The organism is Peribacillus sp. TE19612, from assembly GCF_056279465.1.
The window spans coordinates 176,196-190,368 of record NZ_JBWCCL010000004.1 but is presented as its reverse complement, the minus strand read 5'-3'; the positions used below and the strand labels follow the sequence as shown (position 1 = coordinate 190,368).

Below are 14,173 nucleotides of genomic sequence, written 5' to 3'. Positions count from 1 at the left end.
CTTAGAACCTCAATGAAAGACAACTAAGGCCGCCATCTTGTTTTTGAAATTCAGTCATTTCCACTTCAATCACTGTGTATCCCAATTCTTCAATTTTTTTCTTTGTACCCTCAAACCCTTTCGGGACAATAACGCAGTCGTTCATTCTGACGCAGTTACCGGAATATTCTTCTTCCTCTTTTACGATGATTTGATTAAAGCTAGAAAAAGCCTCATGATTAATGAATTCCCCTGCCACTAATAAGTTATTGTCTCCCAAGTAATTGACACCCGTTTTTAAATGAAAGAATTTCTTAAGGGGAATGATGGTCGTGCCATAACCATACTTACCCATGATATCTTTGAACTGCAGAGCACCTGCTTCATTCGTTCTGGTTGAAAGTCCAACATAGAAGTGATCCTCAACTTGCATTACATCCCCGCCATCTAACATACCTGGAGATTGAATATATTCGATTGTGTTATAAAAGTCCTTTAAAACTTCTTTCATTTCATTAATCTCACCATTCCGGCTTTCTGCTCCAGGATTGGTTACGAGGGCACATTTTGGCGTCAACACCGCGGTATCTTCCACAAACGTGGAATCAGGATACCTCTCATCCGATTCGAGAACGGTCACTTTCACACCGCATTGTTTTAATGCTTCTACATAAGCCTCGTGTTGTACAAGCGCTTTTTCATAATTCGGGTTTCCTAAATCCGATGTTGTTAAGCCATTTACAAAACTTTTTCCAATCTTTCTTACAATCGCGTGATTAAACATATATATTCCTCCTAAATAGGTAGTTTATCTTTTTATAATGTGGAATACCTTTATGCTCCTGCCGTACTTTAAATGAAGTTTCGTTTATTCCAGAAGCGGAAATTATAGATTTATAGGCATGGTAGAGAAAAGAGACAACCGAAAGCCTTTCTTAACTATAAGGGGTGTCTCTTCTTAGCCCATGCTTTCTCAATTATTTTGATGACCGCATAAGTTATCCGCTATTCCTACAAAATATCTTACTCCATACCCTAAAGCCTTCTCATCGACTTTAAATTTAGGATGGTGCAAAGGATAAGCTTTTCCAAACTCATTATCATGGACGCCTAGAAATTGCATGGAAGAGGGAACGATTTCGGAAAAAGCCGAAAAATCTTCTGTCCCAAACATGGGATCATCAACCTGGATGATATTATTTTCCTCAAAAATACCTTCCATGACCGTTCTTGAAATATCAACGGCAGCTTTATCATTCACCACCGCTGGATACCCTAAATACCAAGTGACTTCACATTTTGCCCCATGCGTTTCTGAAATCCCCTTAACGATTTGCTCTAGATACTCCCTTGCTTTCACTCGGCTATCAGAGTCCAAGGATCGAATGGTACCGCCGATTTCTGCATATTCAGGTATGACATTGAGCGCACTTCCGGAATGGAACTGGGTGACTGAAATGACAGGTATCCTAAGAGCTGAAATTTTTCTGGAAACGATATGTTGAATATTCGTCGTTATTTCTGCACCAATGATAAGCGGATCTACCGTTAATTCCGGAGTCGACGCATGACCGCCCTGCCCAATGATTTTAATTTCAAAATCATCGGCTGCTGCACAGAATACCCCTTCCCTTAAACATATGGTTCCTGTTCGTTCATAAGGAGTAACATGCAATGCAAATGCATAATCCACTCCTTCCATGACCCCTTTTTTCACCAATTCCTGAGCTCCTCCTGGCAGAACCTCTTCTGCGTGTTGGAAAATAAACCTGATTTCTCCATTAATCTCGTCTTTTTTCCCGGAGAGGACTTTTGCAGCACCTAATAACATCGCAGCATGTGCATCATGTCCGCATGCATGCATAACCCCTGGATTTTTTGATTTATATTCAATATCTGCTTCCTCTTCAATCGGGAGTGCATCAATATCTGCACGAAAGGAAATCGTATTCGATTTTCGGGGTGATTTTTTTGCGCCTTTGAGAACCGCTAATACACTCGTTTCCGTAGGTCTTGTCACTTCTAATCCTGTAAAGGTTTTTAATTTCCTATAGATGAATTCGGAAGTCTGGTGCTCCTGATACGAGAGCTCCGGATTTTCATGAAAATGACGTCTCCATGAAATCACTTCATCCACAACTGTCTCCTGTATTGTCTTCATCATAAATGCCTCCCTGATCACTTAGTGCCAATATTCAGATTTTTTAGATCTTTAAAAAGGGCCATACTGCATGCTTTGAGCAATGATCAAAAAGATAATCGCTACGGCAACCTGAATCAATAGAAAGGGAAATACCCATTTTACCCATTTCGTGAATGATATGCCTGCCACTGCCAGTCCAGCCAATAGCACTCCAGAAGTCGGAAATATCATATTTGAAATCCCATCCCCTAATTGGAAAGCTAAAACTGCCGTTTGTCTTGTCACACCCATTAAATCCGCTAATGGAGCCATGATCGGCATCGTCAATGCTGCTTGTCCGCTTCCTGATGGAACAATGAAGTTAAGGAATAATTGGACAATGAACATTCCGATTGCATTTATGGCGGGAGGAAGCTGCTCAACCAATCCTGCAGCATAATATAAAATAGTATCAAGCAATCCGCCACTTGTAATGATGACCAAGATTGTCTGAGCAATACCTATTATCAATGCCCCTGAAACCATATCGCCCGCTCCTGAAATAAAACCATTAGCCATCTTGGACGGAGTCAAGCCTCCGATTAGGCCCATTATGATCCCGCTTAATAAAAACAAGCCGCCAATTTCACTTATATACCATCCTAATTTAATAACTCCATAGACTAATAGGATGAAATTCACCAATAAAATAATTAAAGCAGCGCTATGTCTTTTGCTCATCCTAAAGTTTTTATCAAGTTGTCCATGTTCTTCACGCCTAAATTTCCCATATTCACCCAGTTCAGGGTTTCTTTTTACCTTCATTGCATGGAAATAGATGTACAATACTGTAACGACATAAAACACTGCAAGAAGAGCGATCCGCAATCCCATTCCCGAATACATGGGCAATTCTGCAATGCTTTGAGCAACTCCAACATTAAATGGGTTCGTAATGCCCGAAATGAATCCAGTCGCCAAAGTTCCAAGGATGACGATCGCAAAACCAGTAAGTGCATCAAAGCCTAATGCGATCGTCATCGGAACAATGATGGCGATATAAACTAAAGCATCTTCAGCAGAGCCGATCAGTGTCCCTAATGATGTGAAGATTAATACCATCAACGGAATAAGCAATTTTTCTTTTGTTCCGAATCGGACAGCCACAAACTTAATGAAAGAATCCAGTGCCCCTGTTGCCTGCATGATTCCCAGTGCCCCGCCAAACAAGAAGACGAACAAGATAATTGACGCTCCTTCAATCATCCCTGCGTGAATGCTGCTGAACATTTCCAATAATCCCACAGGTGTTGATTCTACGAATTCAAAAGAAGTGGGATCGACTACACTTCGGCCATCCTTTTCAATTCTTTCATATTGGCCTGCTGGTAAGATGTAGGTTAGAACCGTCACTATCACAATTACGATAAACATTAATACAAAAGGATTAATCCCTTTTTCCGGTAACTCCGTTAGTTGGTTAAGTGGCTTATTATTCTGATTAAGCGGCTCGGAAGTGATTGGACCATTAGGCAGGTCATTCATATTAATACCCCCAGTTAAGTTTAATACTATTAATCCAGTTTCCCTGTAGGACCATCACTTCTCAACCAAACACTTAAACATACTCTTTATTAACTTCTCAAGCAAAACGGGCGTATGGACAAAGGCGCTATCGATGTGAAGGCGCTCAGTACGCTGATGGGCATCCTTGCCGAATGGACCCACATTTAGTACGGGTGCCTGAAGTTTTAGCATATCGGCAAAAGGAATGCTGTAAGTATCGCCCCAGACTGGTGTATTTTTTTCAAAAGCCGTCCAGCCATCAGAATCATCAGTATATTGAACATAGCTTAAATCGCAAAGGCCATTAAAATAATGAATTTGGCTGACTTCTTCATCAAACTTTCTGGCAGTTTCCTGCATTAATTTCACAGATTCGATGATAAGCGGATCATCGGACGAATTGACGGCTGGATAATATGGCGGTGCGAACAGCAATACGATGGCTGGTGAAAGCTCCTGACATTGTATCATCAATTTTTCAGCGATCCGCACTGATTTTTCCCGCTCATCCAAATCCTTGTTTCCTTTAACTTCACTCTTTATTTGCTCAACAAAACTCCCGCCAAATTTGCCCTCGGCATATGAAAGTAACTTTTCGTAGCGCAATACTTTTACTTCGCCTACACCCTCAATTTGTTCACGCAGACAAAGTTCTTTATAAGATTCATTGCATTTCATCGCTGCTTCGTTTGCAACCTGCTCGAATAGATCCATTATTTCTGCAGCTGATCTTTTCATGATGAACACATTATAAAGCGCGGCTGCCCGATAAGGTGTCTGAGTTGAATATTGTAGTTTTAGATCTTTTTGCTGAAGCGAAACTGGTAAAGGTGTTTCCTCGCCAAGGTCACTTTCCAGAAAAAGAGTGTTCCACTCCATGAGCTGCGTGAGAAACGAGGCTATATAGTTAGCCGTTATTCCCTTTAATGGCTCACCTACATGAGTTTCTTTCCCATAAAAAAGGGCAGCGGGCATGATTTTCCCTAAAGTTCCGGAATAAATATAATGTCTATTATCACCCGGTTTCTGTGAAAAGGACGGTTCACTATTAAAAAACATTTTATAGGTAATGTCATATTTATCACGTAAGGTCACAAGTTCTTTAACAGCTGCCCTCATTCCCGCAGAATTCACTTCCTCATCTGGAACCGTTAACAGCAGGAGATTGATCGGCCATTGTTCGATGCTTGCCTTTTCGATAATAGCCATATGAAGGGCAAGCCCCATTTTCATATCCATCGTTCCTCTACCAAACAAGTACTTTCCTGATTCCAGATCAATGCGCGCTTCTTCCGGCAGATCATCTTTCCTATCATGAAGTTTTTTCGTGAGCTCCTCTGGTTGAAATGCAAGAGTCTCAAGGTCACCGTATTCTTCAGTATGAACCGTATCAAAATGGCTAATTAATACAACGGTCTCCTTGCAATCGGGATGTTTATAAAAGGCATTGACAAAATTCCTTCCTAAATCTGCCTCGTGAAGCGATAAGTATGCCGGGTTCCTTTTAAAATAATCAAGCTCCCTTAATTTCTCTTGCACCTTATAAGGGAACGTTCGCTCCCCTGGTGTAAGAGTACGGCTTTCCCAGCTAACAAGTTCACACAACAAAGCACGGAGCGTTTCTGGAGCACCCCATAGTAATTGACTCATTTCAATCCCCCTTCATCAATATTTGTACGCACCACCGGACAGGTTAAACAGGTAGGACCTCCAGTGCCTTTGAAGCTGATTTCAGTTCCTTTGTACTCATAAACTGTCGCTCCCGCATCAATAAGCTTTTGCTTCGTGTAAGCGTTACCAGAAGGTATCACGCAAACCCGCGGAGCAATGGCAAGCACATTACAACCCAAGTTCAAGTACTCATCAACCGGCACTTCGATAAGTTGAATACCTCGTTCAATAAGCAGTTTTCTGAAAAAGACAGGCATAAGGCGAGAATGAACTACCGCTAAATCATGGTCGACCATGCTGATGAAAGACATGAGATGGAGACACTCTGCCGCTCCTTGATCATGCGGAAGCTGAACTACGATGAATTCATCCACAAGATGTGCGGTCATTTCCTTTAATTGCCGAATGGCTTCAGCGTTTGTACGATAACCATGTCCGACAACCAAGGTCTTATCATCAAGCCAAACGATATCACCGCCATCCGCGACCGCATCACCCGTTAAATACCCAATGATCGGGATGTTCTTTTCCTTACAGTATTCCTTGTATACAGTCGCTTCAGGCTGCCTCGATTCTTTCCCCGACTTTAAAATAATGGCTCCTTGGCTAGTGAATTTGACTGGGTCATGCGCATATAAGGAGTCAATGCCAACTACCGAAGATGCTGGCAAATAATCGATGTTTGGGACATATTTCTCCAAAATGGATATAAAGTTCTCATACTCCGTTAGCGCTTCGTTGAAATCTGGCTCTTCCAAAAAGTTGAAGTTCTCCCACGTTTGGCTTAAATGCTCTTGACTAATAAAAGCTTCTTTCGGATGTTTTACAATGACACGTTCCAATGGTTTGTACATGGACGAACAAAATGTCACTGCCTCCCCCTCCTTTTCCGCATAGTGGAAAACGTTTCCGCTAATAGGAATTTTTCTTTTATTATAAATTTAGTTTTGGTATAATGTCAATATGTTTTAAATTTTCAAATAAATTAACTTTTATTTATCTTGTATGGAAAGATAGGTGGTTTGTATATGCAATCAATTGACCGCGCCATGAACGTTATAAAGGTGCTGGTATCCAATTCTTCGGAAAACTGGCTGTCAATTACGGAACTTTCCCAAGAATGTGATCTTCCTGTCAGCTCCATGCATCGTTTGTTAAAGGCAATGTCCTTGCATGGATTAATTCAACAGGACGGGCAATCCAAACAATATGGTTTGGGGAATATTTGGCTCGAATATGGTTTACGCATGTATGACAAAATGGATTACATTAGTCAAATAAGGCCTGAACTCGAAAGGCTGATGAACAAAGTGGAGGAAAGCGTCTATCTAAGCCAACCAATCGGGATGGAATCACTCGTTATCGAAAGAATCGACAGTGAAAAAAGCCAAATCCGGGTTTATGACCAGCTTGGCTCACGTGTACCTATGCATATCGGGGCTGCCAATAAAGCGATGCTCGCCTATATGCCATATAATCAAACGAAAAAAATCGTAGATGCTCTTCTGCCAACTCAAGAAAGAGCAGCTTTTTGGGATATATTGCAAGAGACTAAAAAGAAGGGACATGGAATCAGTCACAGTGAAAGAACAGAAGGTACATGTTCTGTTGCCGTGCCGATATTGAACCATTTTGGGGAAGTTCACGGTGCTGTGAGCATTGGCTTTGTCAGCTTTAACCTGACAGATGATAGACTAGATTTCCTCATTAAGAATGTGATGGAAACTGGCACTCGGATTTCTGCAAAATTGGGGTATAGGGGACCATGAAAATAAGAGAGCAGTGGAGGATTATCGAATAAGCCGAAAAAGAAGATGAATCATTTCATCTTCTTTTCGCTTTATATTAATCGCTGCCGGTCACAAATAAATCTTCTTTAAAATAGGCGAGGACCTCGCCGGCCACCACAGGTTCGCCCTCCAATACCTCCAAAGTTTCAATTTTCCCGCTGACACCAATATCAATGATTTCCACACTTCCATCTGCCTTCTTAATCTGAAATAATTGTTCCCATTCGTAAAATCTGGAATTTTTGGATATTGAAATTTTTTCAACCCTGCCATCACAAGGGCTAAGAATCACATCAACGTACATTTACATCATTCCTTCCTTCAGTATTCTTCAAAATGAAATGGGGTTTGTAAAACTAACCTAAGAAAGTTTTGGAACTCAGATATATCTTCTTGTTCAATGCCGAGAGTCGGAGCCCAGTACTGATCCAAATTAATATCATTGGCACAAAGCAGGATCATTCTTCCGCTTTGCATGGAAGTCACCATTGCTTTACCGAAAAACTGGGCCGAATATACAATGGTTACATCATATCTATAATCTTGTGACAATAAGCAATAATGATGAATAGCCTGGTTTTCTTTATTTTCGGAAAGAATATCAAAATTCAACGGTTTGTCTCCTTTCTTGTAAACTAATTCGTTCAGAACCTGATCCACCCCCGAAGCTGGGATGCTTCCGCTATTTTGCGAATCCCTTCAATATAAGCAGCCACTTTCATGTTCACGGAATATTTTTGTGAAGTATGGTAGACATTCAAAAAGCTGGCCGCTATCTTTTCCTTCAATCGTTCATCTACAAGCTCTTCCGTCCAGTAATAACCTTGGTTGTTCTGGCACCATTCAAAATACGAGACTATCACCCCTCCTGAATTCGCCAAAATATCCGGGACTAGCACTATACCTTTATCATCGAGAATCTTGATCGCTTCCTTTGTCGTCGGCCCATTTGCTGCTTCAATCAGGATTTCACATTTTAGTCGTTTTGCATTATCCTTATTCACCACTCCGCTAATGGCTGCGGGGATCAGCACATCACACTCTTTTTCCAATAATTCTTGATTGGATAATGAATCTTTGTATAAGTTCGAAACGACCCCAAAAGAGTCCCTGTTATCCAAAAGGTAAGGAATGTCCAATCCATTCGGATCATATAAACCTCCAAGTTCATCCGCTATTCCGACAACCTTAGCCCCCATTTCATGTAAATACAATGCTAAATGACTGCCAACATTCCCGAATCCCTGGATGATTACCCGCATGCCTTCAATAGGAATCCCCTTTAAATCACAAATCATTTGAAGTGTATATAATACGCCCTTGGAAGTGGCTTTTTCCCTGCCCTTCGATCCTCCTAATCTCAGAGGCTTTCCTGTAATGAAGCCAGGTGAATCGAATTCCCTGATGTGATCATATTCATCCAGCATCCAGGCCATGATTTGTGAATTCGTATACATATCTGGTGCCGGGATATCTTTTGTAGGGCCCACTATTTGACTTACTGCCCTGACATACCCTCTGCTTAATCGTTCAAGCTCAGATGAACTCATCTGTCTGGGATCACACACAATGCCGCCTTTTGCCCCTCCGTATGGAAGATCGGTTATTCCGCATTTCAAGCTCATCCATCCGGCTAATGCCTTAACTTCTTCAGGAGTGACATCCGGGTGAAACCGGATTCCCCCTTTCGTTGGGCCGGCTGCATCATTATGTTGAGCACGATACCCTTGAAACATCCTTGTCTCGCCATTATCCATTTGAATAGGAATACAGACTTCCAGAAAACGCATTGGCGCTTTCAGAAAATCAAAAACCTGCTCTGGATAGTCCAAAACATGAATCGCTTCTTTTAAGATATCCTGGAATTCTTGCAGTGGATTATCCAATTGACGTTTTTCAATAACCTTAATTTTCTCTGTCATTTTAGCACCTCTCTTTTATTCTTATTACTTATTAAGCAACTTTCATGCCAGCTTTGAGGATATTGTATGAATAGCACCATACCGCCATTTGCCCTCATCCATATCACACATACAATCATCAGGACATATGTATTAATTCATAAGCAATTCAGATTTGCATATGTAAAAAGTGATGATTAAAAACATAAAAAAAACGCATCCTTTTTAGAATGCGTCCGGCTGTAGTCAAACCCCGATAATAATAAATTCTAACGTAGCCTCCAGGCACTCGCTTTCCGCGTGCGGTCCGCCCTCGGCGCCTTTGCTCCTGCGGGGTTTCCCTCGACACGCTTTTCCCGCAGGAGGCTCGCACCTACCCTTCCAATCAACTTTGTTTATCTTTTAAATAGAACCCTTTTGCCTACAGTCTTATTTGTTTAAAAAAAAGAAGTATTAAAACTTGAAGTCAAAAGGATAATTTCTAAACATGATTCTATTAAGCGAAATCGACTTTAAATGTTGTCATTTGGAGCAATCGAACATTTGGTTCGTATAATTGAGGCCGCCCTTGATATCTCTTTCATTTATGACTTGGTAAAAGATATGTATTCAGAGGTAGTACGCCCAAGTATTGACCCAGTCATTTTGGTTAAACTGACATTCATTCAATCTACTCTATTTATTCGATTGATGCATAACTATTGAAGAGGTAAATACGAACGTGGCCTATGCTGGTTCTTAGGTTATGTCAGATAAAGGACCTCACTTCTCTACTACTTATGGAAATATTCGCTGATGCAAAAGAAAAGCCATGGCATGCTTTGGACAACAAGCGGACGTAAAATATTGTCGGTGCAGGCGACTCTTACATGAATATAAAGAAGATATCCAACTTGACAGGCAAGGGCCAGAAATGGTCGCGGTCATCTATTCTTTATCCAATTAAAAATCAAAAAGGTTTGGGAATGAAACCATTCCTAAACCTTTTGAAGTCAATAAACTGAAGCATCCTTATCGGATGCGTTTTTCCTTGCAAAGTCTTATAGCTGAATTTCTTCAACTTGGTATTGGGGCGGTGCCTTCCTGAATGCCTTTGTGATATATAATAGATAACAAAAACCAATAATGAACCAACTTGTCCCCATTATCAGGGAACTTGCCTCAAGGTTGATCCATAGAATGCCAATTGCTATAGCTCCAATTAAAGGCATAATTAAGTATTTAATACACCCCTTTACCGTTCGGTGCTCCTTTTCCCTAATGATAAAATGGCTGATCACTGAAAGATTTACAAAGGTAAATGCCATTAATGCACCAAAGTTGATCAGTGACGTTGCTGTCACTAAATCAAAGAATAAAGCCGACATTGAAATGACTCCAACTATGAGTACATTAATCGCTGGTGTCTTCCACTTAGGATGAATAAATCCAAACCATTTTTCCGGAAACACTTTATCACGTCCCATAACATACAAAAGACGGGATACGCTGGCATGCGATGCTAGTCCCGAGGCTAGCGTATTGACGAAAGTCGTACAAAGAAAAATGGATTGAAATAGCTTCCCGCCTACATAAAGGGCGATTTCCGGTAATGCAGCATCCGGTTCCTTAAAACGGGATATGTCCGGAAAAAAGAGCTGAATAAAGAAAGATGCGGTAATGAAGATGATTCCACCCCATAGCGCAGTTAAAAATATCGCTTTTGGTATCGTTTTTTTCGGATCCGGCGTTTCCTCAGATAGGGTCGTTACCGCATCGAATCCCAAAAAGGAAAAACAAAGGATCGTAGCCCCGGTTATTATGGCCGAGAAGTCCATCCCTTCATTTACGAAAGGCATTAATGTAAACACTTCTCCTGTACCTTCTCCATCATTCAAACCTTTGACAACAAGAATGATGAACACTGCCATGATGGCAATCTGAATTAAAACAAAAAGCGCATTAAAGTTAGCAAGTACATTGACGCTCCTGAGATTGAGAATGGTGACGATTGCTACGAACAATACTACCCAAATCCATGTAGGAACTCCTGGAAATAATGCTGTCAGATAAATTTTGGTCAACAATGCATTGACCATAGGTAAAAACAAATAGTCTAACAACGAGGACCATCCTACCAGAAATCCTAAATGCGGGTTTATCGCCTTTTGCGTATAAGTGTAGGCAGAACCTGCAGCAGGAAAAACCTTTACAAGTTTTCCATAGCTGGCAGCTGTAAAAAGCATCCCCACCAATGCAACGATATAAGCAGTCGGCACATGGCCGCCCGTAATCCCAGATACAATGCCGAATGTATCAAATACAACCATGGGGGTCATATATGCTAACCCCATCATAACGATTTGCCATAATTTCAGTGATCTTTTCAATGTAACCTCATTTTCCACCTATCATTCCTCCTTGAAACCGCTTTCAAACTAGTGAGTTCAATTTCTTAACCAGAATAATCCCCATGCCTCCCTCTTTTTTAAAAGTTTTACCTGTATATATACCTTTATGCAATTTCTGTGCCACATGATTTCGGTTTATTTCGACAAACGAAAAACGCCTTAATTCCTGTATTCTTACCCGAAATTTGATTGATTCACAGATATGAAGTCTTCCAGCATCTCTTCATTGACGATTCAATTTCCCATAACTTATTCGCCTTTGCATACACAAGGCCCATGTTATCTTGTAAAAACCCTCATTAAATCACTCACAGTGACTTGGCATGATAATTGCATGATTAATCATCTATAGGAATTCATTTAATGAGTTTCAAAACTACTATAGTTATAAGAAAATGGAGGAATAGAAAAATGAAATATCCTTTATCACCTGATGTTAAACCAGAGTTTTGTACCACCGGATCATTTATGCGCTTACCTTCTTCAAGAGAAAATGCCAAATTGGCAGTGGTAGGTATGCCTTTTGATACAGCTGCTTCATTCAGGGTAGGAGCCCGGTTTGCTCCACAGGCAGTCCGCCAAGCATCCATGACGTTGTTTCCTTATCATCCCATTCACAAGGTATTTCCGTTTGACGAATGTAATGCAATTGATATCGGGGATGTTTCGGTGATTCCCCATAATATTCATCGAAGCTATGAGTTAATTGAAAAGGCTATGTCAGACTTGATGAAAAACGGGATCATTCCAATAGGCATCGGAGGAGATCATTCAGTAACATTGGCTAATCTAAGAGCAGCCGCAAAAATCCACGGTCCTGTTGCACTTCTTCATTTTGATTCACATACAGATACCTGGGATACTTATTACGAAGAAAAATACTGGCATGGTTCCCCGTTTATCCGTGCATATGAGGAAGGTTTGCTCCAAACGGATAAAGTTTTCCAGATTGGCATCAGAGGTACGCTCAATCATCCAGGAGATTTAGATTCCAGTACAGAACTAGGGTACAATGTGATAACTACGCCCGAGCTGAAGAAGAGAGGAATCGAAGATGTCGTGAAGGAAGTCAAGAAAACCATTGGGGATACACCATGTTTCTTGACATTTGATATTGATTTTGTCGATCCATCCTGCGCCCCTGGAACTGGCACATTGGAGGTCGGCGGTCTAAATAGCTTTGAAACCCTTGAGATGATACGCTCTCTGCAAGGATTCAACTTTATTGGGTTCGACCTAGTGGAAGTCCTCCCGCCGTATGATCCAACACAAATTACATCACTATTGGCAGCCACCATCATTCATGACTTTGCCAGTCTAGTAGCCTTACAACTAAAAGAAGAACAAGAAAAGGAGAATTCAGCCGAAAAAAGTTTATAGGAGTACCACACTAACAATTAATGAAGGGACATTTCAGGTCCAAACTGTAATCGTTTCAAAAAGGCATCTGCTATCAGTGAAAGCAGATGCCTTTTTTTCTATGTAATCTTTATCCTTGTCCTGCTACTTCGACTATAAATCATTCCAAATAACAACTTCGAGCTTCTATCGGTGAAAAAATAAAAAACACATCCCTTTGAAAATGGGATGTGCCATCCTTTTATTCGTCTGATTCTGCCCCAGGCCGATTGTATTGTGTAGGCAGGGTGTCCCAAAAGCTTGCATCGACAGTTTCAATTGAATCATCGGCAAGAGCTCTTACAGCTGCATCCAAAGTGGTTACTGTTTGCTTAATTAGATAGCCATTACTTTTTTGTCCAAGCGCTACAGACTCGACATTGTGGTCCGACATACCTCGCATCTCAAAGAGCAGTGTGGCAATGTCATAACGGACGGCTGCACCATTACGGCCTATATTTTCTCCAGAACCGCCATCATACCTACCAATATGCCCCCAACCAGTTGGTTCAATGGAGTTATATACGACAGCACCCAGTTTTTTTGACGCTTCTAACACTTCAGGCTTTACGTTCGCGTTTGTAGGATAAAGAATCGAACCTGAAACAAGTTCACCATCTGTTTCGCTTAGCGTCCCTTGATGATGTAAATCTATCATGTAATCTATATCGTATTTCGCAAATACTTTTTCGTGTAAAGCCTTTACTTCTACTTGCATGGAATCAGTTTTTTTATCATGCTCACGGTTTAAGTCGATCCCATTTGCATTTGCCCGTGTTAAATGCCGATCACCTTTTGCTAAATAGTCATCAAGAGGGAAATTAACATCTCCCATGGCTCCATCTGCATTTAACATGGGAATGATCAGTATATTAACATTTTCCAATAAACCTTTAGTCTTATTCGTGCCTAGATGTTTAATGAATTCGAGAGCACCCTCAGTAGTCAGTTGTTCATTTCCATGCTGTTGCGTTAAAAATAGTATGGTAGGATTCTTAGGATTTGACATGTACTTCGCTAGGTAAATGTCCCTTCCTTTTACCGTTTCCCCGATTACTTCCAGTGCCAGCCTTTCTTGTTTTGCATCCTGCGTTTCAAGATAGCTCACCAGGCTTTCATATGTATGAAGATTTGAAGTTGTCACTTGACCATTTCCAGCACTGGGGCCATTTCCAACCGCTCCGACTGGTAACGCAACAGCTGTTACTGCGCCTAACGTCATTAAACTAGATAATGAAACTGATAGAACTTTCTTTTTAAAATTCAAAATAAACCCTCCTTATTAAATATAATAACCAAGAAATATAACTATTATTAATATTCTGACATTTTTACTACTTTATGTTAATAGTGAAA

12 protein-coding genes and 1 pseudogene are annotated in these 14,173 nt (G+C 40.8%); 3 read left to right on the top strand and 10 right to left on the bottom strand.

Features of this window, described 5'->3' with window-relative positions:
- Position 1: 1 nt before the first annotated feature.
- The 5 genes from ACZ9AO_RS09065 to ACZ9AO_RS09045 all read right to left on the bottom strand — a co-directional run bounded on the left by ACZ9AO_RS09065 (position 2) and on the right by ACZ9AO_RS09045 (position 6,192).
- Positions 2-763 carry a dimethylarginine dimethylaminohydrolase family protein gene (locus tag ACZ9AO_RS09065; protein WP_476108901.1) on the bottom strand — a complete coding sequence of 254 codons (762 nt, stop codon included), beginning with the start codon at positions 761-763 and terminating at the stop codon, positions 2-4.
- A gap of 189 nt (positions 764-952) precedes the next feature.
- Positions 953-2,140: an amidohydrolase gene (locus tag ACZ9AO_RS09060; RefSeq protein WP_476108900.1), complete on the bottom strand. Its 1,188-nt coding sequence runs from the start codon at positions 2,138-2,140 to the stop codon at positions 953-955.
- A gap of 51 nt (positions 2,141-2,191) precedes the next feature.
- On the bottom strand, positions 2,192-3,535 hold the full coding sequence (locus ACZ9AO_RS09055; protein WP_476108998.1) for a YfcC family protein: 1,344 nt from the start codon (positions 3,533-3,535) through the stop codon (positions 2,192-2,194).
- Positions 3,536-3,700: 165 nt separating this feature from the next.
- Entirely contained in the window at positions 3,701-5,317 is a 1,617-nt protein-coding gene (locus ACZ9AO_RS09050; RefSeq protein WP_476108899.1) for a M20/M25/M40 family metallo-hydrolase, read from the bottom strand.
- On the bottom strand, positions 5,314-6,192 hold the full coding sequence (locus ACZ9AO_RS09045; protein WP_476108997.1) for a dimethylarginine dimethylaminohydrolase family protein: 879 nt from the start codon (positions 6,190-6,192) through the stop codon (positions 5,314-5,316). Before ACZ9AO_RS09045 ends, ACZ9AO_RS09050 begins: the two co-directional genes overlap by 4 nt.
- A gap of 174 nt (positions 6,193-6,366) precedes the next feature.
- On the opposite strand from ACZ9AO_RS09045, the gene ACZ9AO_RS09040 reads away from it, so the two are divergent.
- Complete coding sequence (locus ACZ9AO_RS09040) at positions 6,367-7,107, top strand: IclR family transcriptional regulator (protein ID WP_476108898.1); 741 nt, start codon at positions 6,367-6,369, stop codon at positions 7,105-7,107.
- A 76-nt stretch (positions 7,108-7,183) separates the two neighbouring features.
- Here the strand turns inward: ACZ9AO_RS09040 and ACZ9AO_RS09035 are convergent, their stop codons facing one another.
- From ACZ9AO_RS09035 to ACZ9AO_RS09025, 3 genes are read right to left on the bottom strand one after another with little or no spacing between them, the layout of a single operon-like run.
- Positions 7,184-7,432, bottom strand: a complete 249-nt coding sequence (locus ACZ9AO_RS09035) for a biotin/lipoyl attachment domain-containing protein (protein ID WP_048687574.1) — start codon at positions 7,430-7,432, stop codon at positions 7,184-7,186.
- Between the two features lie 17 nt (positions 7,433-7,449).
- Complete coding sequence (locus ACZ9AO_RS09030) at positions 7,450-7,740, bottom strand: SAV0927 family protein (protein WP_034307765.1); 291 nt, start codon at positions 7,738-7,740, stop codon at positions 7,450-7,452.
- Positions 7,741-7,772: 32 nt separating this feature from the next.
- Complete coding sequence (locus tag ACZ9AO_RS09025) at positions 7,773-9,050, bottom strand: Glu/Leu/Phe/Val family dehydrogenase (RefSeq protein WP_476108897.1); 1,278 nt, start codon at positions 9,048-9,050, stop codon at positions 7,773-7,775.
- A gap of 516 nt (positions 9,051-9,566) precedes the next feature.
- Here ACZ9AO_RS09025 and ACZ9AO_RS09020 point away from each other — a divergent pair.
- Positions 9,567-9,804, top strand: a pseudogene (locus ACZ9AO_RS09020) (transposase); the annotation flags it as partial.
- A 265-nt stretch (positions 9,805-10,069) separates the two neighbouring features.
- Here ACZ9AO_RS09020 and ACZ9AO_RS09015 read toward each other — a convergent pair.
- A complete protein-coding gene (locus ACZ9AO_RS09015) occupies positions 10,070-11,416 on the bottom strand; it encodes an APC family permease (protein ID WP_048687571.1) in 1,347 nt (448 codons plus the stop codon).
- A 414-nt stretch (positions 11,417-11,830) separates the two neighbouring features.
- Here ACZ9AO_RS09015 and speB point away from each other — a divergent pair, with 414 nt between their 5' ends.
- A complete protein-coding gene (gene speB, locus ACZ9AO_RS09010; protein WP_289350312.1) occupies positions 11,831-12,799 on the top strand; it encodes an agmatinase in 969 nt (322 codons plus the stop codon).
- A 220-nt stretch (positions 12,800-13,019) separates the two neighbouring features.
- On the opposite strand, the gene ACZ9AO_RS09005 is transcribed toward speB, so the two are convergent.
- The gene (locus tag ACZ9AO_RS09005; protein ID WP_251540697.1) at positions 13,020-14,084 is read right to left on the bottom strand and encodes a M14 family zinc carboxypeptidase; all 1,065 of its coding nucleotides are present in this window, start codon (positions 14,082-14,084) and stop codon (positions 13,020-13,022) included.
- Positions 14,085-14,173 lie beyond the last annotated feature (89 nt).